Raw genomic sequence first — 25,410 nt, 5'->3', positions numbered from 1 at the left:
TCAGATCACTTGATCTGGGGAAGGGTTTCGAACTGGTGGAACGGCGGCGGGCTGGACAAGGTCCATTCCAGCGTCGTTGCACCTTCACCCCAGTAATTGCCTTCCACTTTCCGGCCCGCCAGCAAGGCGTAACCGATGTTCACGAAGAAAATCAGCACACCAACCAGCATCACGGCATAGCCGAGCGAGCTGATCTGGTTCCAGTAGGCAAACTGCTCCGGATAGTCGGCATAGCGACGTGGCATGCCCTGCTGTCCGAGGAAATGCTGCGGGAAGAACAGGATATTTACACCGATGAAGAAGATCCAGAAATGGAGCTGCCCCAGCAATTCGCTGTACATCCGGCCCGACATTTTCGGGAACCAGTAGTAGAAGCCGGCAAAGATCGAGAAGACCGCACCCAGCGACAGCACATAGTGGAAGTGAGCAACCACATAATATGTATCGTGGAGGTTGTCATCAATACCGCCATTGGCCAGCACGACGCCGGTCACCCCGCCGACGGTGAACATGAAGATGAAGCCAAGCGCCCACATCATTGGCGTCTTGAAAGTCATCGAGCCGCCCCACATGGTTGCGATCCACGAGAAGATCTTGATGCCGGTCGGCACCGCGATCACCATGGTGGCCGCGGTGAAATACATTTTCACGTTAACCGACATCCCGGTGGTGAACATATGGTGCGCCCAGACCACAAAGCCGACCACACCGATGGCAACCATCGCATAGGCCATGCCGAGGTAACCAAAAACCGGCTTGCGGCTGAAGGTCGCGACAATATGGCTGATCATGCCGAAACCGGGTAGGATCATGATGTAGACCTCCGGGTGCCCGAAGAACCAGAACAGATGCTGATACAGCACCGGATCACCGCCACCCGCAGCATCATAGAAAGTCGTACCGAAATTACGGTCGGTCAGCAGCATTGTAATCGCTGCGGCAAGCACGGGGAGCGCCAGAAGCAGCAGAAATGCGGTTACCAGCACCGACCAGACAAACAACGGCATTTTGTGCAGGGTCATACCCGGCGCGCGCATGTTGAAGATGGTGGTGATGAAGTTGATCGCCCCGAGAATGGAAGAAGCACCCGCCAGATGGAGCGAGAGGATCGCCATATCGACTGCCGGACCAATGGACCCGCTGGTCGAGAGCGGCGCATAGACCGTCCAGCCAGTACCCGCACCGTTACCCGTGCCGCCGGGAACGAAAGACGACCCCAGAAGCAGCAGAAGGGCAGGAACAAGCAGCCAGAAACTGACATTGTTCATCCGCGGAAAGGCCATGTCCGGCGCACCGATCATCAGCGGCACGAACCAGTTGCCGAAACCGCCAATCATTGCCGGCATGACCATGAAGAAGACCATGATCAGACCATGTGCCGTAATCAGCACGTTCCAAAGGTGATAGGCCTGGTCCAGCGACGCTTCGCTGCCGTTGGAAATCGTTGCCCAGGCCTGCAGATACTGAATGCCCGGCTCGGCGAGTTCCAACCGCATCAGGCCGGAAATCGCACCACCGATAATGCCCGCGACAATTGCAAATATCAGGTAAAGGGTACCGATATCCTTATGGTTGGTCGACATGAACCAGCGCTGGAAAAAGGCTGGCTTGTGATCCGCATCATGCGCATGATCATCGATATGGCCATCTGCTGTGATTGTTGTCATTGCTCTAACCCTCAGTTGGTCGCAGCGGCTGCATAAGCAGGCGCATTTTCGGTTATCATATCATTTGCCGCAGTTTCGACGGCTTCCGGCGCGGCAGGCTCTGCCGCCTCCCCTTTGACCGTTCCGCCATTGGCACGAACCCAGTTGTTGAACTTCTCTTCCGAGAGCACCTCGATGGTGATTGGCATGAACCCGTGCCGCGCGCCGCAAAGCTCCGAGCACTGGCCATAATAAACACCTTCACGGTCGATCTTGAGAACCTTTTCATTGATCCGGCCGGGAACGGCATCCAGCTTGAACCAGGCCGAAGGAACGGCAAAGCTGTGGATCACGTCAGCCGCAGTGATCAGCATCTTGACCGGCTTGCCGACCGGAATGACCAGACGGTTGTCGGCAGCCAGCTGAAAAGGCTCGCCGCGCGCTTCAGCCTCTTCTTTCGGCAGCATGTTCGAAATGACTTCGAAACCGCCATTGTCGGGATAGCTATACCCCCAATACCATTGGTAACCGGTTACCTTGACCGTCAGCGCATCTTCTGGTGCCGGCTCAAATTGCTGAGCGAGCAGGCTGATCGAAGGCACCGCGATAACCACCAGAATAAGCACGGGAATCAGCGTCCAGATAATTTCGATAAACGTGTTATGGGTGGTTTTGGATGGTTCCGGATTGGCGCCGCGACGGAAGCGGACAACAACCCAGAACAACAGGACGAGCACAAGCAGGCTGACGCCAACCATCATCGGGATCAGGATCGCGTTATTGATCCAGTGGGCCTGCTGGCCGGTCTCGCTGAATTGCTCCTGAAAATCGATACCACCGTTGACGGGCATACCAATGCCCGGCGTGGGCTTCATCGGCGTATAGAGTTCGGGATCCAGTCCAGATGTTCCGGCTTCCGCTGCTGCCGGTACGTCCGCAGATTCCAGACCGCTGGTTGCCGCCGGTTCTACCACCGGTGCTGCTGGCAGCGCATCCTGCGCCGACAATGCCGTCGGCGTGAGAATCAGGCCGATGGCCAGAATCCAAGCTTTCACAAAATGAGTCATATATCGCTCAACCCTATCTTACCCCAAGTTTCGGTAGTTTTTCAGTATTGACTAAGCAATGGGAATCACAAAGCCCGGTCTGAAATCAGTCCGATTGCGGCGGCTTATAGGCATGGATGTCGCAAGCCTCAAGCTACCGAATAGATATTTTTTCAGTTTTTTGCCTTTAATTTTTCTGGCAATGCGGTGCCGATATGTCCATCTGGGCAGAACGAACCAAAACAGGCCGGGATGAAACATTGACAGAAGACGAGATTTTAGCCGAATTCCAAAGTTGTGACGCCCTGTTGCGCGGCCATTTCCTCCTCTCCTCCGGCCGCCACAGCAGCCAGTATCTGCAATGCGCGCGGCTGCTGATGAATCCGGTACGCGCGGCGCGGATGGCCGAGGCGCTGACGGCAAAAATCCCCCAGGCGATCCGCCGGTCGATCGATATCGTCGTCTCCCCGGCCATGGGCGGTGTGATTATCGGCCATGAAATGGGTCGTGCGCTCGGACTCGACGCGCTTTTCCTGGAACGGCCCGAGGGCACGTTCGAGCTGCGCCGCGGCTTCCGGCTGGAACCGGGGCAGAAAGTGCTGATGATGGAAGATGTCGTCACCACCGGCCTGTCCTCCCGCGAAGCAATTCAGGCGATCCGCGAAGCCGGCGGCGACGTGATTGCCGCGGGCGCGCTGGTCGACCGTTCCAACGGGGCAGCGCAATTTGATGTGCCCTTCTTCCCGCTGGTAACGCTCGACGTGCCATCCTACGCCGCCGACGAACTGCCTCCCGAACTGGCCGCCATTCCCGCAACCAAGCCCGGCAGCCGCGCGGAATCATCTCCGGCGTGAGCGCCCCGAACCATCTCAGACTGGGCGTCAATATCGACCATGTCGCGACCATCCGCAACGCGCGCGGTGGCGACCATCCCGAACCGGTGCGCGCAGCGCTGGTTGCAGCCGAAGCCGGCGCTGACGGGATCACCGCCCATCTGCGCGAGGACCGGCGTCATATCCGCGATGATGATCTGACCGTCCTGATGGACAAGCTGACCATCCCGCTCAATCTGGAAATGGCGGCAACCGACGAAATGCTGGAAATTGCGCTACGCCACAAGCCGCACGCCGCCTGCATCGTCCCGGAAAACCGCGAGGAGCGGACCACCGAGGGCGGGCTGGATGCGGCGGGCCTGCACAACAGGCTGGCCGATTTTGTCGGTCAGCTGCGCAACGCCAATATCCGTGTCAGCCTGTTCATCGAACCCGACCCGCGGCAGGTCGAGGCCGCCATCCGCCTCGGCGCGCCAGTGGTCGAATTCCATACCGGCCATTATGCCGCGCTCACCGGCGCCGAGCGCGAAGCCGAACTCCGCCGGATCGCCGATGCCGCAGCTCTGGCGGCGAAAAACGGCATCGAACCCCATGCCGGTCACGGGCTGACCTTCGACAATGTCGTGCCGATTGCCGCGATTCCGCAACTGGCGGAACTGAATATCGGCCATTTCCTGGTTGGCGAGGCCATATTCAGCGGGCTGGATGGCAGCATCAGGCAGATGCGCGCGCTGATGGATGATGCGCGGTGATAATAGGATTGGGCTCCGACCTCTGCAATATCGAGCGCATCCAGAATTCGCTCGACCGCTTCGGCGAGCGGTTTGAAATGCGCGTCTTCACCGAGCTGGAACGCGCCAAGGCCGCCCGGCGCCCGTTCACAAAGGCCGGCACCTACGCCAAGCGCTTCGCCGCCAAGGAAGCCTATTCCAAGGCGGTCGGCACCGGCTTTCGCGCCGGCGTCTTCATGCGGGACATCGGCGTGACCAACGCCAAGAGCGGTGCGCCGACGCTTGCCCTGACCGGCGGCGCGAAGAAACGGCTCGACGCGCTGACACCGGCAGGATATGAAGCCTTTGTTCATCTCACACTCACCGACGATCATCCATGGGCACAAGCCTTCGTGATCATTGAAGCTCACCCCCGATAAAAAAGCGCTTCGCATGGACCAGGAAACCAGAGACAAGAATATGGCTTTAGAAAATGCCGCCAACAGCGGTTCTGTCCAAAAACCGGATAAGGAAAAGACCGACTGGATCGGCGAGATCAAGAGCATCGGCCTGCTGTTGCTGGCGGTTCTTGCGTTTCACAGTCTGGTCGCCAAGCCCTTCTATATTCCATCGGTATCAATGATGCCCGGCCTGCTGGTGGGCGATCGGCTGATTGTCAGCAAATATGCCTATGGCTGGTCCTGGGTGTCGCCCACATTCCATATCCTGCCACGCATGGAAGGCCGGCTGTTCGGCAGCCTGCCCGAACGCGGCGATGTCGTGATCCTCACACCCAGAGACCAGAGCAGCGACTATATCAAGCGGGTGATCGGCCTGCCCGGAGATACAATCGAATTGCGCGGCGGTCAGGTATTTCTCAACGGTGTCGGTGTGAATCAGGAAGTGCAGCCCGATCTGCAGGTCCCGATCGATGCCAATTCCCCCTGCAACCCCAATGAATTCCCCGGCGCCCGCGGCACAGATGCTGCCGGCAACCCGGTTTGCAACCTGCCAATCGTCCGCGAAACGCTGCCCAATGGCGTGAGCTATGATATTATCGATCTCGGCCCGCAATATACTGACGATGTCGATCCGGTGATTATTCCGGAAGGCCATGTCTATCTGCTCGGCGACAACCGCGATCTCAGCGCCGACAGCCGGGTCGCCAGTCCGCTTGGCCTCGGCGGCCCTATCCCGTGGGAAAATATCGGCGGGCGGGCGGAATTCATCACCTTCTCGCTGGACGGAACGACCACGCTCAATCCGCTGAGCTGGCTCGGCGCTTTCCGCAGCGGGCGGGCCGGCACCAGCCTGCGTCCCGACAAGGCGGAATCCGCCACAGAATAATTCTGTCTAGAGCCGCAGTCCTGCGGTCTCGTCGAGACCGGCCATGATATTGAGATTCTGCACCGCCGCACCGGCCGCGCCCTTGCCGAGATTGTCGAGCCGCGCGATCAGGCGGGCATGATAGCCGCCGGCATTGCCGCACACATAGAGTTCCAGCCGGTCGTGGGCCGCGTCATCCTCGCTGATCAGCAATTCTGACATTTCGCCCCCGTTGGTGACCGAAACGATTGGCGATCCGGCATAGAAAGCGGTCAGGCTTTCCAGCAGTTGATCTGCCCGCACCGATCCCATCGCCCCGAGATGCAGCGGCATCTCGACCAGCATCCCGCGAAAGGCGCGGATCACGGACGGGGCGAAAATGACATCATGGGCGAGACCGGCATGCTGCTTCATTTCCGGCAGATGCTTGTGCTCGAGATTGAGACCATAGCTGCGAAAACCAAGCTCCGGTTCTCTTGCAAACCGTTCGATCAGCGCCTTGCCGCCGCCGGAATAGCCGGACACCGCATTCATGACATAGGGCCAATCCGCTGGTAGCAGGCCCTGCCCGATCAACGGTGCGATCAGCGCCAGGAAGCCGGTTGGATAGCAGCCCGGGTTGGAAACAAAGCGCGCCGCCGCAATAGCATCCCGCTGGCCGTCCCGAAATTCGGCAAAACCATAAACCCAGCCATCGGCAATGCGGTGCGCGGTCGAGGCATCGATAACACGCGTATGATCATTATCGATCAACGCGACCGCTTCGCGCGCGGCATCATCAGGCAGGCACAGGATGACAAAGTCACTGTCGTTGATCGCTTCGCGCCGCGCCGCAAGATCCTTGCGCTGTTCGTCGGGCAACCGGACCATGGCGAACTCGTCCCGCCCGGAAAGCCGTTCGGCAATCTCCAGTCCGGTGGTCCCGACCGCGCCGTCAATGAAAACAGTCTTCGTCATCGCCGGCCTCAGGACAACCGTTTGCGAGCCAGTAACGGCTCGTCTGATGTCTCGGCAAACCGCGCTACCGTGTCGGTCAGCGGCTCAATCACCACCTGCATCGCGTGTGAAGTGGAATGGATGATCCGCTCCTTGTCGACCATCAGGCCAACATGGTTCGGGAAAAATACCAGATCGCCGCGCCGCAGATCTTCGCCTTCCGCAATTTCCTCTCCGAGCGCCGCCAGTTGCTGATCGCTGTCGCGCGGTGCCGCAACGCCGGTCAGCATCAGGATCATCTGGATCAGACCCGAACAATCCAGGCCGTCGCCGCTCCGGCCACCCCAGAGATAGGGCGCGCCAATCAGCTGTTCGGCGAGCGCTGCGGTGCCGTTGCTGCCGTCAAAAACCACTTTCGTGCCAATCGGCTGGACATGACGGACATGGACATAGCCCTTGCCGGTTTTCAGATAATTGCCGCATTCGCTCGCTTCGCCGCAGGCGATCCTCGCGCCCATCGGCAGCCGCTTGATCACGCCTGACTTGAAATCTGGTTCGACAAATATCAGCGCCGCACGCGCCGAGATCATATGGGTCGGCGCCGGTGTCTTTTTCTGATGTTGCAGCGCATGAACCGGAACATAGCCGACATAGCCGTCATGGCCGCAATAACCCCAGGCCCAGTCGCCGGCGATATCCAATACGTGAAAATCCTCGCCGTGCAGCAATTCGGAAATTGCTTCATGATCCTTGCTGCTATGCTTGCGGATCATCGCCTTGGGCGCAGAACAGCGCATCGGCATCGGTACCGCATAATGCGGCGCGAACATCTTGCCGGCCAGCGCAATATCGGCCAGATCACCGCGATGTGCGGTGATCCGGGGATCGAAATTCTCCTCGGGACCGTGCAGCACGAATTTGGCATGCGCGCCCGTATCTGCAACTTTCATATCCATGCGTATAGAAACCTCGTTTGCGAATAAACTGCCCGGCTCTGCCGCTTGTGCGCGATATTGCAAAGCTGTGACAATCGGCCGCCTTTAAACGACCTCGGGCCGGTTAAGCAAGCGGTGTCGGTATTGGGCTGCACCTTGGGTTGAATTTCTGCTGTTAGAGAGGGACACGGGCAAAAGGCTGGAGAATGCCAACGACCACTGTTCCCGAATGCAGACATCAGGTTTGGCCATTTTTGTGGCTGCAATTGGGTGGGGAGCGGTCACTAAAGTGCGAGGTTTGGAATTGCTGCGTCTGAACTTGATTGAACTCATTTCATCGTGAGGATTGGGTCATCTGCTAAATATCTATGTTGTCCAAGTTCCCTGTTGAAAACGGATAACCTAACGAGCATATCCCGAAAATGAAGTCTCGTCACAAAATGACCGTTTTACTTGCGTTTGTTGTCCTTATAGGCTTTCTCGCATGGACAACCCTTTTGCGGGACATGGTTACAGGTGGCATTGGTTCAGAAGGCGCTAAGCGATTGCCTGAACCGGTGATGTGGGGTCCGAGAGGCGCAATTCCGGCCACGCCTCCACAGACTTGGGTTCTCACTCAGGATTACCCTAACATTGCGCTGCAAGGAGATATCCAAGGGACCACCTCATTTCGTGTTTCTGTTTCGTCCTTTGGTGATGTCAATGCGTGCAAAATAACGCAGCCAAGTGGATATGAGGAACTTGATACGCGGGTCTGTAGCGCCATAACGACTCGAGCAAAATTTTATCCGGCGCTAGATGCCGATGACCGCCCGACAGAAGGGGTCTATTCATCTAGCGTTCGCTGGGTAATTGAAGAGTGAGTCCATTGATGGCGGAAATTGCAAACCAACCGCTATACTGCCCAATCTACTACCCGTACCGACCCTGCAAATAGCGCCAGCTCGCCCGCAGGCCCAGCGCTTCGCCGCCTTTTGGCCGTCCCGGCTTGCTCGCCGGTCGCCAGGCAAAGGTATCGAAATGCGCCCAGGGCACGGATTCCGGCGCAAATTTCTTCAGGAACAGAGCCGCGGTGATGCAGCCGGCAAACGAACCCGGCGCGCTGTTCACGCAATCGGCAATCTGGCTGTTCAAGCGGGAATCATAGCCGGACCAAAGCGGCATATGCCAAAGCGGATCGCTTTCTTCGTCGCCAGCCTCCAAAAGTCCGTCCGCCATTTCTTTGTCATCGCAAAACATGGCGGGCAGATCGGGGCCCAACGCAACCCGGGCCGCACCGGTTAATGTCGCAAAATCGATGATCAACTCCGGCTCGTCTTCGCCAGCCAGGGTCAGCGCATCTCCCAGAACCAGCCGACCCTCGGCATCGGTATTGGTGATCTCGACAGTCAGCCCCTTGCGGCTCTTCAATATGTCACCGGGGCGCAGGGCGTGGCCGTCTACAGAATTCTCGACCGCCGGCACCAGCAGGTGCAGCCGGACCGGCAAATTGGCTTCCATCACCATCCGGGCAAGCGCAATGGCATGGGCAGCGCCGCCCATATCCTTTTTCATCAGCAGCATGCCGGCCGGGGACTTCATCGAGAGCCCGCCGCTGTCAAAGGTCACCCCTTTACCAACAATCGCAATTTTCGGATGGTCGGCCTTGCCCCATTTCAGTTCGATCAGGCGCGGCGCATGGGCACGCATCGCCGCCTTGCCGACGCCGTGGATCATCGGAAAATGTTCTTCCAGCGTATCACCGCGCGTCACTTTCAGTTCGCCGCCATGTTTTTCCGACAGTCGGTCGACAATATCCTCAATCTTGTCCGGTCCCATATCGGCGGCTGGCATGTTGACCATGTCGCGGACCATCGCAGTGGCTTCCGCCTGGCGCACGGCCTCGTCCTTCTGCGCAATGGCGTCCTTGACCAGCAGCACGCTTGGCCCCTGCTTATTGGGAAGCTCTTTGTAACGGTCAAATTCATGTTGCGGGATAAGCCATCCGAACAGCCCGCCCTTTGCGCTTGCCCCTTGCAAACGATAGGTTCCTTCCGGCAATCGGCCGCCCAGCTTGGCCAGTGACCAGGCATCAAGCTTTTCACTGTTCAACACACCGGCGACAACCGAAAAGTCGCTCGCAACCGATTTGTCATCGCTCTTGCCGCCAACCGGGGGCAACAGCAGATAGGAATCGGGATTGGCGACAAATTGATAGGCGGTGACAATCGCCCGGATGCTGTCCGGTTGCCCCTTCAGCCAGTCTTCAAAATTATTCACGTCCAATATCTGGATAGTGCGCGCGCTTTGGCCGGTGTCGGCCTCGATCAATGCATTAAAATCAGTCATTTGACGGCTATAGCCGGAGATCAGCCAGAGCGCGAGAGTCTATTCGGCAGCGATCGCCTGCTCTTCGACCGGTTGCACCGGAACAGCCTTCACCGCAGCACCGGCCTTGCTGAAGACCATCACCCCGTCATCGACAGCCTTATACCGCAAATTAATGATATCCTTGGGATAGTTCTGGTTCAGTCGCCACGGTTTGCGATCACCCTGTTTCGGCAAATCCTTGATCGCGCGCTGGACATAGCCCGAGCTGAAATCAAGCATCGGTTCGGTTCCGATTGACTCGCCGACCGGCAAGGTCGGGGTTGCGATGGGCGTACCGTTCCTGTCCATGAAATTGATCAGACGACAGACATATTCGCTGGTCAGGTCAGCCTTCAGTGTCCAGCTGGCATTGGTATAGCCCATTGTCATCCCGAAATTGGGGATGCCGGAGAACATCACGCCCTTATAGTTGATTTTTTCGCCAAAATTCACTGGCTGGCCATCCACCGAAATCGCCGCGCTACCGCCGGTGATCATTTTCAGGCCCGTAGCAGTGACGATGACATCCGCCTCAAGCATTTGGCCGGACTTCAGTTTGATGCCATCCTTTGTGAAGCTATCAATATGGTCGGTTACGATAGACGCCTTGCCCGATTTAATCGATTCAAACAGATCGCTGTCCGGCACCAGACACAGCCGCTGATCCCATGGATTATAGGTCGGGGTATAGTGGGCCATGTCGACATCCGGCCCCATTTCCTCCTTCACCATCTCAAGCAACCGGCCCTTGAACTCCGCCGGCTTCTTGCGCGCCAGGTTGAACATGAACAGCCCCAGCAGCACATTTTTCCAGCGGGTCAGGAGATAGGCCAGCTTGCCGGGCAGGAATTTCCGCAACCGCAGCGCCCATTTATCCTCTCCCGGCCGCGATACGATATAGGTCGGGGAGCGCTGCAACATGGTGACATGGGCTGCGCTTTCCGCCATCGAGGGGATCAGGGTTACCGCTGTCGCGCCGCTGCCGATAACAACCACTTTCTTGCCGGTATAGTCGAGATCATCGGGCCAGAATTGCGGGTGCACAATCCGTCCCTCAAAATCCGCCTTGCCGGGAAAGTCAGGGTTATGGCCCTCGTCATAGCTATAATAGCCCGAACACATATGCAGGAAATTACACTTGATCGTGCTGTTCGAGCCATCGCCATGGTCCACACGAACCGTCCATAGAGCCTCTTCGCTGGACCAGCTTGCTTCGACGACCTTGCGGTTGAAACGAATCTTGTCAGCCAAATCATATTCGGCAACGGTTTCGTCCAGATAATTGAGGATCGACGGCGCATCGGCAATAGCCTTGCGCGCGGTCCAGGGTTTGAAATTATAGCCCAATGTGTACATGTCGCTGTCCGACCGGATGCCGGGATAGCGAAACAGGTCCCAGGTCCCGCCTAGTCGATCGCGCCCCTCGACAATGGCAAAGCTTTTGCCGGGGCAACGCTTGGTCAGGTGAACCGCCGCGCCGATACCGGACAGACCGGCACCAACAATCAGGACATCAAGAATCTCATTTTCCATATCCACCCCTTACTGACATAAATGTCAATTGGCAAGAGAAGGGATTTGGCTGCGGTTTGTTGGAGTTTTTTTGGCGGGCTATTCGCTGATCAGGGTGAGCGAACGGAACAGCCCATGGTCGAGTGTTTCGTCAAAGCGGCAGCCGATATGACCATCCTTGCACCACATTGCGGTCGCCGACACCGGGCTGCTGCCTTCGAAACGCAACCAGACGCGGACACCCTCGTCAAATTGTGCATCGCAGGCCACTCTGCAGCCATAGATCGACACATCGATCAATTTGCCCGCCTTGGCCGTTTTGCCATGTTCGCGGATAGCCGCTGGCTGAATCTGAACGGGGTGACGATACACCTCGCGTTGGTCAATCAACGCCGACTGCACCGCGCGATATTGCGAATTCATATAGGCCATCACTAACTCCTCGCCGGAGAAAGTAGCAAATTCTAGTCAACAAACAGTTAATCAAACCATCGCATAATACCTGCAAGGGATTGACTTGGCAGGATTATTCGGCCGCCTCGAGAGCCGGCTCGCCTTCATCAGCCGCTTCCTGCGAATTCGGACCGTAAAAGCGGATCACCCCGTCATCGACCGGATCATTGAGCAGAACCTTCTTGTCGAAAAGATAATCCTGGTTGAGCTTCCACGGCATCGCGGTGCTGTTGCGCGGCAATTCGCTGATTGCCCGCTGGATATAGCCGGAGGAAAAGTCGAACAATTCTTCCTGTTCCAGCTCTTTGCCGAGTACCGGATTGGCAATCCGCGTCGATGTCGCGTCCATATGATTGAGCACACGGCAGGTATATTCCGAGACGATATCCGCCTTGAGCGTCCAGCTGGCGTTGAGATAGCCGAACACGATTGCGAGATTGGGGATGTCGGAGAACATACAGCCCTTGTAATAATAATGATCGGGCCAGTGAACCGGCTTGCCATCCACCGCGAATGCGACCTTGCCGGCGACCGCCATTTTCAGTCCAGTCGCGGTGACGATGATATCCGCATCGAGTGTCTCGCCGGATTTCAGCTTGATGCCCTTCTCCGTCACCGAATCAATATGGCCGGTTTTCAGGTCCGCCGTGCCCGCGGCAATCGCCTTGAACATGTCGCTGTCGGGGACCAGGCACAGCCGCTGCTCCCACGGGCCGTAAGGCGGCGTGAAATCCTCCTTCACATATTTGTCGCCCAGTTCTTTCTTGAGCGGCTTTTCGAGCTTGTTGATGACCTTCTGTGGATTGTCGCGCGCGGTGCGGTAACTGATGTCCTGCATCCATACATTTTTCTTGCGGATGATCTTGTAGGCCCACATTTCAGGCATGATCTTGCGCAGGAAATTGGCCAGCCAGTCCTTCGCCGGGCGGGCGAAATACCAGGTCGGCGTCCGCTGCAACATGGTAACATGACTGGCCTTTTCCGCCATAACCGGCAGGATCGTTACCGCCGTTGCACCGCTGCCGATGACCACCACTTTTTTGCCAGTATAGTCCAGATCCTTGGGCCAGAATTGCGGGTGAACGACTTCGCCCTTGAAATTGGCAAGCCCCTCTATCTGTGCGTCATAGGGATTGTCATAATCATAATAGCCCGCGCCCATATAGACGAAATTGGCGTGCATGATGACCTGCGACCCGTCGGATTTCTCTGCGGTTACCGTCCAGCGCGCATCCTCGCTCGACCAGCTGGCAGACAGCACCTTGTGACCGAAATGAATATGCTTTTCCAGATCATGCTTGGTCTTGATCCGATGGAGATATTTCATGATCGACGGGCCGTCGGCAATCGCCTTCTGCTCGGTCCATGGCTCAAACTTGAAGCCCAGGGTGTGCATGTCGCTGTCGCTGCGGATACCGGGATATTGAAACAGGTTCCACGTTCCACCAATTTCCTCGCGACGCTCGACAATCGCAAAGCTCTTGCCCGGACATTTGTCCCGCAAATGGACCGCCATACCGATGCCCGATATCCCGGCCCCGACGATCAGGACATCGACCGATTCGATTGCAGCGTCACTGCTCTGTAGCCCTTGTGCAGGCGCGTTATTCATAGGCATGCCGTCTCTCCCAGCTTTTCAGGCATTATGCCATCCGCGAAGACGAGTTGCAATTGGCAATTTAACTGGGCAGTTAAGGAGCGGGGCCGATTGGGGCACAAGTGGTGCCAGAATTTGCTGCACAAACGGTAAGAAATATCCCTCAAAAGACCGTAGAATTGCGCAAGGCGGGCTTTCGCGCGCGGTGCGGCTGACAAAATATTGGGCGGCGGCGTTACTTAAGATGCTGCATCACCGCGAAATTCGCCTTATTCGGCTTCTGCATTTTCTTCCGTGGCAAGTAGCGTCTCCATCATTGTCCGTGCTGCCTCTCGCGCCAGTTTGATGATGAACTGGCGGTCGGTTTCGTCTCCGACTTCAAATGTCATCGTGGGCACGCCATAGGTTTTGTGAACATAATTTTTGGAATTATCCTGCAGCAGGTTGTGATTGGCGTCCCGGTTAACCGGATAGTCCGGCATCCGTTGCTGGAGCCGGTCGAGCCATTTTTTCAGGAACAGGGGCGGACTGGTCGGAAAATCGTCGGGAATGGTGTAAAAAATATCATATTGGGTGGAATGGAAATCCACAAACAGCCGCAACTGTTCGTCCGGTGCTGCAGCGATACCGCTCAGCAGATTGTCCATCAATCTCGTTTCCGGTTGCGCAAATGGTCCCCAGTCGCGGTTTAGATCGGTGCTGCCGATATTGTGCCGCCAATAACCGCGATCGACGCCGTCGGGATTGAGCACCGGAACGACGATTGTGGTAAAACGGGCCCGAAATCGCTGAGCTAGCGGATCGCCTGCAAGCAGGGTTTCGACAAACGGCATCATCACCAGCGCGCCAGTGACTTCCGGTGGATGCTGGCGACCGATCAATACAATTTTTTCGCGAGCCGTGCTTTTCGGCGCTGCGATCGTCAATGCCGGGATATCGCGCCCTTCCGCCGATTGCCCCAGTAACCGCGCGTCGACGAGGGGAGACTGGGACAACTCGTCTATCCATCGCGTATAATCCGCAGTGGAAATGATTTCCTGTCCAGCGACGAACACCGGTTCCTTGCCCAGATCGAGGATGATCCGGGCCTGCCTGACACCATCGACCTCCCCAATCTCCACGGCGTCATCCGGGACACGGGTCCAGTTTTCTCCGTCGCTGCTGATCTTGGGCCAATAGCGGTGGCCGCAATGCTGATATTGCAAATCCACGGTCTGCCGACCGGCTTTGCGGGGGGTCAGGCGGAAAGCATACCAGGCACTGCAATTGATCGGCGGCGCATCTTCCGGCGCGATCGCAATCGCCAGACCGCTATCCTCGACTGCCTGGCAGGATTCGATATTGCCAGCGGCAAAATCGGTGTCGAGCGCCACATTGGCGTTCTCGCAACGGAAAGGTCCATGGAGAGCGGGGGCAATCTCGACCGTTTTTGCGCAACCGCCCAGCGCGATGATTGTGACAAGCAGAAAGAAACGGATACCAGAAGTCATGTGCTAATCCTGTTGATCAGCAGCGAGACAATAGCAAGCCATCATCCCGCTGCCGGTGCTCAGAATTTCTTGCGCAGTTCGACGACAAACTGCCGACCACGCGCGCTGTGCAATTCGCTGAAATAGCCATAGCTTTCATCGGCCAGCGGCGGATCTTCGTTGAACAGGTTGTTGATACCGAACTTGAGCCTGGTTCCGCTCAACGCGGTATCATTGTCAATCGTGTAGCTGACCGACGCATTCATCGTGAACTGGTCGCTCACGACATAGAAATTGGCGTTCGGATTATCGGATATGATGGGATCATCGCGAGTCACGCTGGTGTCATAGACCTTGCCGATATATTTGCCGAACAGGGTTACATCAACCGGACCGCTGCTCCAGCCCATCGAACCGCTGAGCCGCCATTTTGGGCGCCCCTCGATTTCCAGCAACTCGCCAAGCCCGCCGACTGCCACATCGGCCGGCAAAGTGCCTGCGGCTATGGCATCCAGCAATTCCTGGCCTTCCGGCCCGGCTGACTGGACAAAGGATTTGAGCCGCGCGGCGTTGAGCCGGAGACGGATATCCCCAATGCCGAAATCAGGAACATTATAGAAAAATCCAAAATCCCAGCCTTTCGAAACCCGGCTATCAAGGTTCAAATAGGGATCGAGCACCTGAATGATGCTGCCCGCCGGAGCCAGGCTGGTCCCGGTGAACAGGGCGATCGCATCGGCATCCGGTGCCTCGCGGATCACGTTGGGATTGGTGCCGCCATTCAGACGGCGCAACAGGTCCAGGGCGATCGCATTGTCATCACCGAAAACCCCGACAATGCCTTTTTGCTTGATGTGCCAATAGTCGGCGGTCAGCGTCAGCCCGGGGATGAATTCGGGTTCCAGCACGACGCCCAGATTGATGCTCTGGGTCTTTTCCGGATTCAGCGCGTCGGTGCCCGAACGGAAGCTGACCGTGCCGGAACCGCTGCACGAACCGAGATCGGCGATTATGCCTTTTTCGACCTGTGCCTGACAGACGACAAAATCATCGCGGGTGTTGGAGCGGGTGGTGCCGGCATCATTGACCTGCACCAGGTTGGGAGCGCGGAAACCCTTTGACCACGCACCGCGGAACAATATGCCCTGCACCGGTGTCCACGAGGCCGCGGCCCGGGGAACCACGGTGGTTTCGTCAATATCCTTGAAATGTTCCATCCGGCCGGCGATCTGGACATTCAGGTCCCGAATCAGCGGAATATTCATATCCTCCGAAACCAGCGGAATAAAGGCCTCGGCAAAAGCCGAATAGACATCGCGGCGACCACTGGTGTCCGGAGACGGGCTGGAACCGACGACGTCGCTGCCATTGAAATCACCGGTCACGCTGTCGGTGAAGGTGATCGTACCGTCGAGCCGGGGATCGCGATCATCGCGAAAGGTCTCGCGGCGGAATTCGATCCCGGTGGCAATGCCGACATCGCCGCCTGGCAGGGTGAAGAGATCGTCGCGCGACACTTTGAAATCAGCCAGTGCCAGGGTCGTCTCGCCCTTGCGGAACACATCGATGGTTATATCATCAATCACGCTTTGCGGATTGGGTGTGCAGTCGCCATTATTCGGGTCATCCAGACAGCCGCCGTTGAACGGATTATAGGCATCGGGTGTCGTGCGGTTGATCACATCCTGCAACTTGGTCAGCGATATCCGGCCGCGCGTCAGGTCGGTGCTGTTCGCCTGGGAATAGACAAAGCCGGTGTCAAAATCCCACTCGCCCAGATTGCCCTTGAAGCCGGCAACCAGGCGGTAGCTGTCCTTGGTGACTGACACGTCGCGCGTGCCGACATCCACGAAACGCATGCGTTCCATGATCACGTCCGCTCCACCCGCAGCAATGGTGGTGCCGGGCAAGCGATTCGGGCTGCCGACCGGCCCGAAGGGGTTATAATAAGCGGTCCGCGAAATCCCCACGGGGACAGCCGACAACAGCGCCGAAGCTTCGTTGGCCCGGCGACTTTCCGAACGGTAATAGCTGCCCTCGAGATAGAATTGGACTGCATCGCTCAAATCATAGTTGAACAGCGCGGCAGCATTATACCGGTCCTTGCGCGAAAACAGGTCGACACCGAAATTGGTATTATAGCGTACGTCGGTGGTCGGCGTGGTGCCGTTGCGGGCGCAGATACCGCCGCCAAAATCCATCCGGCAACCCGGAAAGGTCGAGGGCTGCAGATAGAAATCGTCATCCCCGATCGGCGTCCGGGAAGCGGGTGCCTGAATATCAAACTGGCCAAAGGGAGAACTGGTCGAGCGGTTGTTGAACGAGGCATCATCCTCAAACGGCGTGCCCTCCAGCAGACGGCGGCGATCGTCATAAGCGGCATAGTCACGGATCGTGACCGGTGCGCCATTTTCATGAAAATAGCCGCCGTAGACGGTCAGGTTGGCGCGGCTATCGGCAAAATCAAAACCATAGCCACCGGAAATGCTCGTGCTGTACAGGCTCGTGCCATCCGAAGCGCGCCAGTCGGCCTCAAGGAAGCCGCCGGTCATATTGCCCTTCAAAATCGTGTTGATCACCCCGGCAACCGCATCGGCACCGTAAACAGCGGACGCACCATCGCGCAATATTTCCAGTCGCTTGACGCTGCCCGGCGCGATTTCATTGGTATCCGGGGATACCACGGGAACCAGCAGCTCGGTCTGGAAGCCGGGGTGGAGGTTCATCCGGCGGCCGTTGATCAGCATCAGCGTGTTGCCGGTGCCGAGATCACGCAGATTGATCGATGCGATATCACCGCGCGCGCCATTGACGCCGCCGGTGGTATTCTGTTCGTTGAAGGCGGTCGTTCCGACTTGCGGGATAGCGGTGAAAAGCTCTTCGCCGGAAGCCGCGCCTGTCGCCTCGATGGCATATTCGTCGAGCACGGTGACAGGCAGGACGTCATTGATCTTGGCACCCTGGATCTGGGAACCGGTAACGACGATGATCTGGTCATCTTGCGCCGGAGCATCAGTGGTTTGAGCGAAAACGCTAGTGGCGCTGATCAGCGCGGACGTCCCCAGCAGGAGCGCGCAGGCATTTCGGATTCCAGACATAACTTAACCCCCCGTATGAAAAAAACAGAAAACAAGCAGAACGAAACAATATGCAAATTTTAGATATGCAGCCGCCGATTTGCGCGAACACCCCTGTGCGCCATTTCGGAAAACTGGCGGCCAGAGTGGCCGGTTTTGTCAATTCGTCAATCGTGATTCGGAAAACCGCCATACGTTTCCAGCGAAATTGTGACTAATTAGATACAGTGGGAAAACCGGATTCCGGCGCCTTTTCCGGGACAATCCCGGCCATGGCATCCCCGCCGAAAATATAGTAACCCTGCGGAATGACAGCAAAAAAGACCATCCCGATCACCCGCAACCCGGTCCCGGACGAGCGGGCCGCCGCGATCCGGGCCGCGGTCGCCGGCGCCACATCCCTCGGCCCGGACAGCGACTCATCGCGCCTCGCCACGGAAGCGGACGCCGCGCCGCTGCACGAATTTCTCAGCGACCCGCAGATCCACGCGCCCATCTATACTTTGCCCCGCCCGCTGACCGTGGAGTCGGTGCGCGGCTTTATCGCCGACCACCAGGCGCAGCGCGAAAGGGGCACCGGGCTGCTGTTCCTCACGCTTGATGAACAGGGCCGGATTGCCGGCTATAGCGATATCTGCATCTGGCCGCACTGGGCCGCGGGCGAGCTCGGCGGCGCGCTTCATCCCGACCGCCAGGGGCAAAGGCGCGGGGTCGAGGGCGCGCGGCAGAGTTTCGGCTGGATGTTCGACGGCCTCGGCCTCGACCGGATCTGCGAGACCGCCTCGCTCGACAATCACCGCACCGCCCATCTGCTCGACGGGCTCGGTTTCACCCGCAAGGGCGAAATCACCAGCCAGCGCGCCGACGGCACCACCCGTCCCTCGCTGGTCTGGGAAGTTTCGCAGGCGGAGTGGCAAGCCAAACACGGCGGCTGAACCGACTTTGTCCGGCTGCAGCAACCCGCCTGAAAACCGCTAGACGCCCGGCAGCAGGTCCATCCGGTCAATCTGCCGCAACATGCTCGCGGTATCGAGATAGACGCGTTCGTTGACCAGCAATTCGCCGTCGAAGAAAAACACCGCAATCGTCGGCACGCGAAAGGCCTTGCCAGTCGCCGGGCTGCCGGCAAATTCGCCGAGATTGGTCCCCAGCAGGTCAAATTCGGCGACGATGCTGTCTCTGTCGGAGACGTGGAAGCGGACATTTTCATGGCGCTGGTCGGGAAAGGCCGTGCGCTGGGCGCGGTGATAGGCCAGCACTTCTTCCGCCCCTTCGTGGACCTGCCCGGTCGGGATGATCTCGTAGCGCGGCGTGTCGGCAAATGTCGCCAGGGTCCGGTCAAACGCCTGCTCGACTTCCGAGGCAAAATGTTCATCCAGCAGCGCCAGCCGGCGCTCGCGAAGCCTGTCAGTCATCATCGTCTCTCCCAAAATATTTGGCGCTGGCTTAGCGCAAGCGCCGATAATGTCAAAGACTTGGCCCGATGCAATGTCCCCGCCGACCGAAAGCAGCGCCCCTTCTCCCGTGAGGGAGAAGGATACGCAGCCTTATCCGAAGGATTAGGCGCAGTTGGATGAGGCCGTTCCGCTGGTCGGCTGCTCTGCCACCATGGTTCAGTACACCCTCACCCAGCTACGACTAGGCAGCAAGCTGCCAAGTCTCCTCAACCCTCTCCCCGAAGGGAGAGGGAAACCACCCACTTAACACCGCCGAAAACCTGTGATAGCGCCCCGTCATCGAAACAATCTTCCTCTTGATCGGCCTAGCCCTCGCCGCAACAGGCCTCGCGCTGATGCTGCGCAGCGATCTGCTGTACATCCGCGGCGGCACCCGCCGCGTGCCGGCGCAGATTGTCCGCCACCAGATCCGGCGGCGCGGCGGCGCGACGCTGTATAATGCGATATTGCTGGTGCCCGACGAACGCGGCGGCTTTATCGAGGTCCGCGACCCGCTGACCACGCCCTTCCCGACCCCGGTAATCGGCGAGCGGCTGACCGTCGTCCACCCGATCGGCTATCCCGACAAGGCGCGCATCCCCTATCCGTGGTTCCGGGCGGGGGTTTATGCGGTGCTGGGCTATGGGTTTGTGGGTTGCTTGATGGGGGTTACGGGGTTGGGGTGAGGTCTTCACCATCTTCCGTGACGGAGAGGGGGCCAACTGCATCTGTCACCGCAGCTTAGATCTCACTCCGCAGAGAAGTACTAGGATACTGCAGCAACGACTAAACTAAAATTGTCCTCAATTTCCCGATGATTCAATTCACTTTTTAGATCCGAAATAATCTTATTCACGTCATTCGTACCATTCACCAACAGAATTAGCTCTCGTAACCGAATGATTTCATGAAAGCCGTCGGAAGAAATAAAAATCCTATCCCCCGACTCTAGATCAAAATCGAAGGTATCAATTCGAGGTGTCGACTTTCCGCCAAGAGCACTATGTAGGATATTTTTCCTAGGATAATTCTGTAATTCGTTTTTTGATAGCTTGCCTGACTCAAACAATCTTTGAGCTTCGGTATGCTCAGTTGTGAGTTTTCGACCGCCATTTCCTCGTAGCAAAGTACATCTCGTATCTCCACAATGTGCGCCGTACATCTTGTTATCCTTGATAACAGCAGCTGTTAAAGTGGTGGCCATTTGAAATGATTCATTTGTACCGTTTTGATGACTCAGTATTTCATCGTGTATATTTTGAAAGACTTCGGCCAAACTTTCAGTATGCCCTGCTAAAATTTTATCTCGTAAAAAACGGGTTGCGATATTGGAAGCAAGAGATCCATCGAAGTGTCCACCCAGCCCATCAGCAACAGCGATAACCGTCACTCCGTCTTCAAAAGACTCCGCCAAAATTGAGTCTTCATTTTTGGGTCTAGGCCCACTTTCCGAAATTGATGCTAAGTTTATATTCACCCGCAAGTCTCATCTATTGCCTTGGCAATTAGAGGGTGAAAAAGACTTCGATCAGCCGAAATTGAAAGCTCCAAATGCTGAATCATAGCACAAACTGCTTTGCCCCTTGCTCTAAATTCGACAGCCAGTCTTTTTGCCAGACCATCCTCCATATTTTCCTTACATTTTCCATAAAAGGTCCGCTCAACATACCACCGATTGTGAGAGGTACCCATTTTAAGCATAGCCATCAAACACTCCGCTCTCAATTCCAAAGAATCATCAGCCATGAAGGCGTTCAATCTGTTTACGAGAACGTCACAAAAATCGAAATCGAATGTCCCTTCCGTTACCCATTCCGCATATAATAAACCGATACGCTTGCAAGCAGACAGGTTTTCCGCCTGAAATTGTTCGATGTGATTCATCGAAATCTTTCTAAGCAAAACAATTCCATCAGCCTTATCTAAATTGTCTTCCAAAAAGTTGGCCGCTTGCGTGATCTGACTCTTGGTCAAATCTTCACCCGAATCGAGAAGTTCAGCAAGACTTACTGCTTGGTCATTTTCAATAGCGCCCGCCTCAGGGTCAATTGAGACTAGCACGTCCCTCACAGCGCCGACGCTCTTGAACCTTCTGTTCGGCTTCGCTCGGGTACAATTTAAAAGGAGGGCTCCAAAATCGCCTTCTTCTCTTATTTCATTGCATGGTACTCTTGGATCAATCCCTACCATATCATGCAAAATGCACCCCAAAGAGAATATATCGGATTGTGCTGATGCTTCTCTAAGGTCTTTTGTAATTTCAGGAGCTGTATAGTAATCAGTACCTTTCGCCATTCCCGTGACAGTCAGCTTGGACAAACTTGAGTCATTCATCGAAACAAAACCAAAATCACTAATTGCATAGTAAACTCGATCACCATTTGCGTCTAGAAATCTCAGTACATTCTGAGGCTTCAGGTCCCTGTGATACATATCGAGTGAATGCAATTCCTCTAGTCCCGAGATAATATCTGCTAAGGCCAATCGAAAACCCCCATTTAGTTGGGGATCTTCGGCTAGGTCCTTTTCCAACGTCGATAAAGCCACAGGCATCAGATAGAAGGGCGCGTCACCTTCTAAGTTGTGATCAACTATGGGCACAATATTTCGATGGTTCACACCCGATTGGTATCTTGCTTCACGAACAAATCGTTTCCTAACGTTTGGAACGAGTTCAGGTGCCATCGGCTGATTGATGGAAAAAGTTTTTCGGGCAAACTCGTTTCCATTTTCATCAACCACCAAATCAACCGTCCCAAACCCTCCAGAACCTAAGTTTTCTTTATAGGTAAGCACCATTTCATTTCTCCAAAGTAGCAACAATGGCGACCGACTTTTCTTTCACGTTTAGTGCAGATCGGTAGTGAATCAAACATCCATCGGATGACATCCATTTTCGCTTCAAAGCTCCCTTTCCTACAACACACCATATAGGTTATATTGTCTCCATTTAACAAACCATACCTAACCCGCTGCACCACTGCGCTGCGGTCGGGATGGTTACTTACACGGAGTAAACCCTATGACATTTCAGGATGAATTTGTTCATCGCTTGCGGGTGGTGCAGGATGGGGTAACGGGTGATGACCCTTCGATCCTTCGACAAGCTCAGGACTCAGGGCGAACGGACGAGAGTGAGAAACGTCATCCTGAATTTATTTCAGGACCTCTCGCGGGTGCACCGGAAGATCGGCGTGAGAGGCACGAGGTCCTGAAACGAGTTCAGGATGACGAAGTCCCCTCCCCCACAACCCGCCACGATGGCTGGCTCCCCGAAATCCGCGTGAAATTCCTCGAAACCCTCGCCCGCACCGGCAATGTCGGGGCGGCGGCCCACTATGTGCAGCGGTCGCGGCAGACCGCCTATGATCTGAAGCGCCGCGACCGGGATTTTGCCCGGGCCTGGCTGGCGGCGCTGGTGCTGGCGCGGGAGGAAGCGCAGGACGCCCTGCAGGAGCGCGCCATCGAGGGGATTGAGGAAGAGATTTTCTATCATGGCGAGGTGGTCGCGACGCGGCGGCGCCATGACGCGCGGCTGCTGCTCGCCCATCTCGCCCGGCTCGACAAGATCGCGGCGGATATCCCGGCGCAACGCGGCGCCGCGCGCTTTGCCGATATGCTGGCGGCCATCGGCGCGGGAGAGGACACCGCCCCGCTGATCGCCACCCCGACCGAGGAGGAACGGGCGATGCAGGAAGCGGCAGCACTGGCCCGGGCGGCGGAGCGGGAACCGCGCCCGGAACCGGAGCACGAACCGGAACCCGAGCCAGAGCTGGAATTTCATGCGGTCAGCTGGCCCGATCAGGACGACCCGCCCGACTATTACCGGATGACACCGAGAGAAGTGGAACAGATGCAGCGCCACACGCCGGATCTGGTCATCCGGCCGACGGGAACCAGCGACGATGACATGATCGAACGCATCTACCCCTGCGCCACCGTGGCCGAGGCGATCGGCGCGGGGATGGTTCGGGAAAAATATCTATAACAGTGTCAGCTTTGTCAGTTTCGGCGGCCCGCAACAGCAGCACTGGTCATCCGGAACCGATTACGCCCCGACAACAACCCCGAACAGGTCATGCTCGTCGGCATCCTCGATCAGCGCGTCGACAATATCGCCAACCGCAAGGCTTTCGGGCACATTGCGCAGGAACACGTTGCCGTCAATCTCCGGCGCATCGGCTTCGGACCGCGCCGTCGCGCCAATGTCGCCATCTTCGTCGGGCTCGCCGATCTCGTCGATGATCACCGGCAAGGTGCGGCCGATCTTGGCCTGCAGCTTGGCGGCGCTGATCCGGGCGGTGACTTCCATGATCCGCTGGTAGCGCTCTTCCTTGACTTCCTCGGGCACCGCGCCGTCGAGGAGATTGGCAGCAGCGCCTTCGACGGGCTCGAAGCGGAAGGCGCCGACCCGGTCGAGCTGGGCCTCCTCGAGCCAGTCGAGCAGATATTGGAAATCCTCCTCGGTCTCGCCGGGGAAGCCGACAACAAAGGTCGAGCGGATGGTAAGATCGGGGCAGATTTCGCGCCAGGCATGGATGCGCTGCAGCACCCTGGCCTCGTTGGCGGGCCGCTTCATCCGCTTCAGCACATTGGGCGCGGCGTGCTGGAACGGGATGTCGAGATAGGGCGTGACCTTGCCCTCGGCCATCAGCGGGATGACCTTGTCGACATGGGGATAGGGATAGACATAGTGGAGCCGGATCCACACGCGCTCGCCATCCGGGGTGCGCAGCTCGCCGAGCGCGGCGGCGAGATCGGTCATATGGGCGCGGACTTCGCGCCCCTGCCCGACCGGGCCGTTCCACACCCGCGGTTCGTGGCGGATATCGACGCCATAGGCCGAGGTGTCCTGGCTGATGACGAGCAGTTCTTTGGTACCCGCCGCGACCAGCTTCTCCGCCTCGCGCAGGATCGCGTCGGGACGGCGGGAGACAAGGTCGCCGCGCAGGCTGGGGATGATGCAGAAGGAACAGCGATGGTTGCAGCCCTCGGAAATCTTGAGATAGCTGTAATGGCGCGGAGTCAGCTTGAGACCCGCTTCGGGGACCAGATCGACGAACGCGCCGCGCGCCGCCGGAGCCGCCGCATGGACCGCAGTGACCACGTCCTCGTATTGATGCGCGCCGGTGACCGCGAGGACATCGGGGAAGCGTTCCATGATGACATCGGCTTCATTGCCCATGCAGCCGGTGACAATCACCCGGCCATTCTCGGCCATCGCCTCGCCGATCGCCTCGAGGCTCTCCTCCTTGGCGCTGTCGAGAAAACCGCAGGTGTTGACCAGCACGACATCGGCGCCGGCATAGTCGGCCGACAGGTCATAGCCGTCGCTGCGCAGCTGGGTGAGAATGCGCTCGCTGTCGACCAGGGCCTTGGGGCAGCCGAGCGAAACCATGCCCACTTTGGGCGGAGAAGGGATTTGGGTAGCCATATGGCGGGCCCTTTAGGCGCGTTTGGCCGGGGAGTCACGCCAGATGTGCAGGACGCGCTATTGGCGGCCACCGGGCGGGCGCTTGTCGAAGCGCGGCGCGAGGCGTATAAATGGCCGCAATCCGTGCGGCATGGTCCGTCTGGCCTGGGCTTTGCGGAGCAAAACAGGGAGGATGACATGAACATATTCGATGTGAACTGGATCGCAGTGGTGGTCGCCGCGCTGGCCGGATTTCTGGTCGGCGGCATCTGGTACGGGCCCATCATGGGCAAGAAATGGATGGGCGCGGTCGGGCTGACCGAGGAGCAGATCAAGGCGGGCAATATGGGCGCAATCTACGGCGGCGCCTTTGCCTTCAGCCTGGTCGCCTCGTGGACGCTGGCGCATACGTTCGCGACCTATGCCGCCGATCTCGACTTTGGCGTGAAGATACTGACCGCCTTTGGCGTGGCGCTCGGCTTCATCGTCCCGGCCATCGGCACCAACTATCTCTTCTCGCAAAAGAGCAAGGCGCTGTTCTTCATCGATGCCGGCTATTGGCTGCTTTTCTACACCGCCATGGGCGTCGTCCACGCGTGGCTGGGCCAGTGAATGGAAGGAGCTAGCAGAAATATTTGAACGATATCCGCTGTCCGTGCGTTGTCCCTGCAT

The 25,410-nt window shown here is 57.4% G+C and carries 23 protein-coding genes; 9 read left to right on the top strand and 14 right to left on the bottom strand.

Annotated features, from left to right (window positions below):
* Positions 1 to 5 precede the first annotated feature (5 nt).
* On the bottom strand, positions 6 to 1,667 hold the full coding sequence (ctaD, locus tag ACN0WX_RS13965) for a cytochrome c oxidase subunit I (protein ID WP_417622954.1): 1,662 nt from the start codon (positions 1,665 to 1,667) through the stop codon (positions 6 to 8).
* Positions 1,668 to 1,678: 11 nt separating this feature from the next.
* Complete coding sequence (coxB, locus tag ACN0WX_RS13960; RefSeq protein WP_417622953.1) at positions 1,679 to 2,713, bottom strand: cytochrome c oxidase subunit II; 1,035 nt, start codon at positions 2,711 to 2,713, stop codon at positions 1,679 to 1,681.
* Between the two features lie 239 nt (positions 2,714 to 2,952).
* Between coxB and pyrE the strand changes: the two genes are divergently transcribed.
* From pyrE to lepB, 4 genes are read left to right on the top strand one after another with little or no spacing between them, the layout of a single operon-like run.
* The gene (pyrE, locus tag ACN0WX_RS13955; RefSeq protein ID WP_417622977.1) at positions 2,953 to 3,546 is read left to right on the top strand and encodes an orotate phosphoribosyltransferase; all 594 of its coding nucleotides are present in this window, start codon (positions 2,953 to 2,955) and stop codon (positions 3,544 to 3,546) included.
* A complete protein-coding gene (locus ACN0WX_RS13950) occupies positions 3,543 to 4,277 on the top strand; it encodes a pyridoxine 5'-phosphate synthase (RefSeq protein WP_417622952.1) in 735 nt (244 codons plus the stop codon). The genes pyrE and ACN0WX_RS13950 overlap by 4 nt, the downstream gene beginning before the upstream one ends.
* On the top strand, positions 4,274 to 4,675 hold the full coding sequence (gene acpS / locus ACN0WX_RS13945; protein WP_417622951.1) for a holo-ACP synthase: 402 nt from the start codon (positions 4,274 to 4,276) through the stop codon (positions 4,673 to 4,675). The genes ACN0WX_RS13950 and acpS overlap by 4 nt, the downstream gene beginning before the upstream one ends.
* Before the next feature lie 40 nt (positions 4,676 to 4,715).
* Entirely contained in the window at positions 4,716 to 5,582 is an 867-nt protein-coding gene (gene lepB / locus ACN0WX_RS13940) for a signal peptidase I (RefSeq protein WP_417622976.1), read from the top strand.
* A gap of 6 nt (positions 5,583 to 5,588) precedes the next feature.
* On the opposite strand, the gene argC is transcribed toward lepB, so the two are convergent.
* Both argC and ACN0WX_RS13930 read right to left on the bottom strand, forming a co-directional pair.
* Positions 5,589 to 6,518 (bottom strand): N-acetyl-gamma-glutamyl-phosphate reductase, encoded by a 930-nt coding sequence (argC, locus tag ACN0WX_RS13935; RefSeq protein WP_417622950.1) that lies wholly within the window; start codon positions 6,516 to 6,518, stop codon positions 5,589 to 5,591.
* A gap of 8 nt (positions 6,519 to 6,526) precedes the next feature.
* A complete protein-coding gene (locus ACN0WX_RS13930) occupies positions 6,527 to 7,453 on the bottom strand; it encodes an NlpC/P60 family protein (protein ID WP_417622949.1) in 927 nt (308 codons plus the stop codon).
* Positions 7,454 to 7,872: 419 nt separating this feature from the next.
* Between ACN0WX_RS13930 and ACN0WX_RS13925 the strand changes: the two genes are divergently transcribed.
* Positions 7,873 to 8,295: a TonB family protein gene (locus ACN0WX_RS13925; protein WP_417622948.1), complete on the top strand. Its 423-nt coding sequence runs from the start codon at positions 7,873 to 7,875 to the stop codon at positions 8,293 to 8,295.
* A gap of 49 nt (positions 8,296 to 8,344) precedes the next feature.
* Here the strand turns inward: ACN0WX_RS13925 and ACN0WX_RS13920 are convergent, their stop codons facing one another.
* From ACN0WX_RS13920 to ACN0WX_RS13895, 6 genes are all read right to left on the bottom strand, one after another.
* On the bottom strand, positions 8,345 to 9,760 hold the full coding sequence (locus tag ACN0WX_RS13920) for a leucyl aminopeptidase family protein (RefSeq protein WP_417622947.1): 1,416 nt from the start codon (positions 9,758 to 9,760) through the stop codon (positions 8,345 to 8,347).
* Between the two features lie 39 nt (positions 9,761 to 9,799).
* Positions 9,800 to 11,314 carry a flavin-containing monooxygenase gene (locus ACN0WX_RS13915; RefSeq protein ID WP_417622946.1) on the bottom strand — a complete coding sequence of 505 codons (1,515 nt, stop codon included), beginning with the start codon at positions 11,312 to 11,314 and terminating at the stop codon, positions 9,800 to 9,802.
* Between the two features lie 78 nt (positions 11,315 to 11,392).
* Positions 11,393 to 11,725, bottom strand: coding sequence for a PilZ domain-containing protein (locus ACN0WX_RS13910; protein WP_417622945.1), 333 nt, complete (start codon positions 11,723 to 11,725; stop codon positions 11,393 to 11,395).
* Between the two features lie 94 nt (positions 11,726 to 11,819).
* Complete coding sequence (locus ACN0WX_RS13905) at positions 11,820 to 13,364, bottom strand: flavin-containing monooxygenase (RefSeq protein WP_417622944.1); 1,545 nt, start codon at positions 13,362 to 13,364, stop codon at positions 11,820 to 11,822.
* A 248-nt stretch (positions 13,365 to 13,612) separates the two neighbouring features.
* The gene (locus ACN0WX_RS13900) at positions 13,613 to 14,833 is read right to left on the bottom strand and encodes a M14-type cytosolic carboxypeptidase (protein WP_417622943.1); all 1,221 of its coding nucleotides are present in this window, start codon (positions 14,831 to 14,833) and stop codon (positions 13,613 to 13,615) included.
* Between the two features lie 59 nt (positions 14,834 to 14,892).
* Complete coding sequence (locus tag ACN0WX_RS13895) at positions 14,893 to 17,910, bottom strand: TonB-dependent receptor domain-containing protein (protein WP_417622942.1); 3,018 nt, start codon at positions 17,908 to 17,910, stop codon at positions 14,893 to 14,895.
* A 287-nt stretch (positions 17,911 to 18,197) separates the two neighbouring features.
* On the opposite strand from ACN0WX_RS13895, the gene ACN0WX_RS13890 reads away from it, so the two are divergent.
* Entirely contained in the window at positions 18,198 to 18,824 is a 627-nt protein-coding gene (locus ACN0WX_RS13890; RefSeq protein ID WP_417622941.1) for a GNAT family N-acetyltransferase, read from the top strand.
* Positions 18,825 to 18,863: 39 nt separating this feature from the next.
* Here ACN0WX_RS13890 and ACN0WX_RS13885 read toward each other — a convergent pair whose 3' ends face one another.
* Positions 18,864 to 19,304 (bottom strand): ester cyclase, encoded by a 441-nt coding sequence (locus ACN0WX_RS13885; RefSeq protein ID WP_417622940.1) that lies wholly within the window; start codon positions 19,302 to 19,304, stop codon positions 18,864 to 18,866.
* A 338-nt stretch (positions 19,305 to 19,642) separates the two neighbouring features.
* Between ACN0WX_RS13885 and ACN0WX_RS13880 the strand changes: the two genes are divergently transcribed.
* Positions 19,643 to 20,011 carry a hypothetical protein gene (locus tag ACN0WX_RS13880; RefSeq protein ID WP_417622939.1) on the top strand — a complete coding sequence of 123 codons (369 nt, stop codon included), beginning with the start codon at positions 19,643 to 19,645 and terminating at the stop codon, positions 20,009 to 20,011.
* 80 nt (positions 20,012 to 20,091) lie between these two features.
* Here the strand turns inward: ACN0WX_RS13880 and ACN0WX_RS13875 are convergent, their stop codons facing one another.
* The gene (locus ACN0WX_RS13875) at positions 20,092 to 20,802 is read right to left on the bottom strand and encodes a PP2C family protein-serine/threonine phosphatase (RefSeq protein ID WP_417622938.1); all 711 of its coding nucleotides are present in this window, start codon (positions 20,800 to 20,802) and stop codon (positions 20,092 to 20,094) included.
* Complete coding sequence (locus tag ACN0WX_RS13870; protein ID WP_417622937.1) at positions 20,799 to 22,124, bottom strand: serine/threonine protein kinase; 1,326 nt, start codon at positions 22,122 to 22,124, stop codon at positions 20,799 to 20,801. The genes ACN0WX_RS13875 and ACN0WX_RS13870 overlap by 4 nt, the downstream gene beginning before the upstream one ends.
* A 223-nt stretch (positions 22,125 to 22,347) precedes the next feature.
* Between ACN0WX_RS13870 and ACN0WX_RS13865 the strand changes: the two genes are divergently transcribed.
* On the top strand, positions 22,348 to 23,313 hold the full coding sequence (locus ACN0WX_RS13865) for a hypothetical protein (protein WP_417622936.1): 966 nt from the start codon (positions 22,348 to 22,350) through the stop codon (positions 23,311 to 23,313).
* Positions 23,314 to 23,373: 60 nt separating this feature from the next.
* Here ACN0WX_RS13865 and rimO read toward each other — a convergent pair whose 3' ends face one another.
* Positions 23,374 to 24,759, bottom strand: a complete 1,386-nt coding sequence (rimO, locus tag ACN0WX_RS13860) for a 30S ribosomal protein S12 methylthiotransferase RimO (protein WP_417622935.1) — start codon at positions 24,757 to 24,759, stop codon at positions 23,374 to 23,376.
* Between rimO and ACN0WX_RS13855 the strand changes: the two genes are divergently transcribed.
* Complete coding sequence (locus ACN0WX_RS13855) at positions 24,760 to 25,350, top strand: DUF1761 domain-containing protein (RefSeq protein ID WP_417622934.1); 591 nt, start codon at positions 24,760 to 24,762, stop codon at positions 25,348 to 25,350.
* The last annotated feature ends 60 nt before the right edge of the window (positions 25,351 to 25,410 follow it).

This window comes from Parasphingorhabdus sp., from assembly GCF_048269915.1.
Lineage (GTDB): Bacteria > Pseudomonadota > Alphaproteobacteria > Sphingomonadales > Sphingomonadaceae > Parasphingorhabdus.
Note: the sequence above shows the minus strand (reverse complement) of the source record. Positions and strands in the feature narration are given on the sequence as shown.

Bases quoted from the DNA above. Each gene is read 5' to 3' on its own strand.
- ctaD (WP_417622954.1), bottom strand. From the start codon at position 1,667: ATGACAACAATCACAGCAGATGGCCATATCGATGATCATGCGCATGAT.
- coxB (WP_417622953.1), bottom strand. From the start codon at position 2,713: ATGACTCATTTTGTGAAAGCTTGGATTCTGGCCATCGGCCTGATTCTC.
- lepB (WP_417622976.1), top strand. From the start codon at position 4,716: ATGGCTTTAGAAAATGCCGCCAACAGCGGTTCTGTCCAAAAACCGGAT.
- argC (WP_417622950.1), bottom strand. From the start codon at position 6,518: ATGACGAAGACTGTTTTCATTGACGGCGCGGTCGGGACCACCGGACTG.
- ACN0WX_RS13930 (WP_417622949.1), bottom strand. From the start codon at position 7,453: ATGGATATGAAAGTTGCAGATACGGGCGCGCATGCCAAATTCGTGCTG.
- ACN0WX_RS13925 (WP_417622948.1), top strand. From the start codon at position 7,873: ATGACCGTTTTACTTGCGTTTGTTGTCCTTATAGGCTTTCTCGCATGG.
- ACN0WX_RS13920 (WP_417622947.1), bottom strand. From the start codon at position 9,760: ATGACTGATTTTAATGCATTGATCGAGGCCGACACCGGCCAAAGCGCG.
- ACN0WX_RS13915 (WP_417622946.1), bottom strand. From the start codon at position 11,314: ATGGAAAATGAGATTCTTGATGTCCTGATTGTTGGTGCCGGTCTGTCC.
- ACN0WX_RS13910 (WP_417622945.1), bottom strand. From the start codon at position 11,725: ATGGCCTATATGAATTCGCAATATCGCGCGGTGCAGTCGGCGTTGATT.
- ACN0WX_RS13905 (WP_417622944.1), bottom strand. From the start codon at position 13,364: ATGCCTATGAATAACGCGCCTGCACAAGGGCTACAGAGCAGTGACGCT.
- ACN0WX_RS13900 (WP_417622943.1), bottom strand. From the start codon at position 14,833: ATGACTTCTGGTATCCGTTTCTTTCTGCTTGTCACAATCATCGCGCTG.
- ACN0WX_RS13895 (WP_417622942.1), bottom strand. From the start codon at position 17,910: ATGTCTGGAATCCGAAATGCCTGCGCGCTCCTGCTGGGGACGTCCGCG.
- ACN0WX_RS13890 (WP_417622941.1), top strand. From the start codon at position 18,198: ATGACAGCAAAAAAGACCATCCCGATCACCCGCAACCCGGTCCCGGAC.
- ACN0WX_RS13885 (WP_417622940.1), bottom strand. From the start codon at position 19,304: ATGACTGACAGGCTTCGCGAGCGCCGGCTGGCGCTGCTGGATGAACAT.
- ACN0WX_RS13870 (WP_417622937.1), bottom strand. From the start codon at position 22,124: ATGGTGCTTACCTATAAAGAAAACTTAGGTTCTGGAGGGTTTGGGACG.
- ACN0WX_RS13865 (WP_417622936.1), top strand. From the start codon at position 22,348: ATGACATTTCAGGATGAATTTGTTCATCGCTTGCGGGTGGTGCAGGAT.
- rimO (WP_417622935.1), bottom strand. From the start codon at position 24,759: ATGGCTACCCAAATCCCTTCTCCGCCCAAAGTGGGCATGGTTTCGCTC.
- ACN0WX_RS13855 (WP_417622934.1), top strand. From the start codon at position 24,760: ATGGCGGGCCCTTTAGGCGCGTTTGGCCGGGGAGTCACGCCAGATGTG.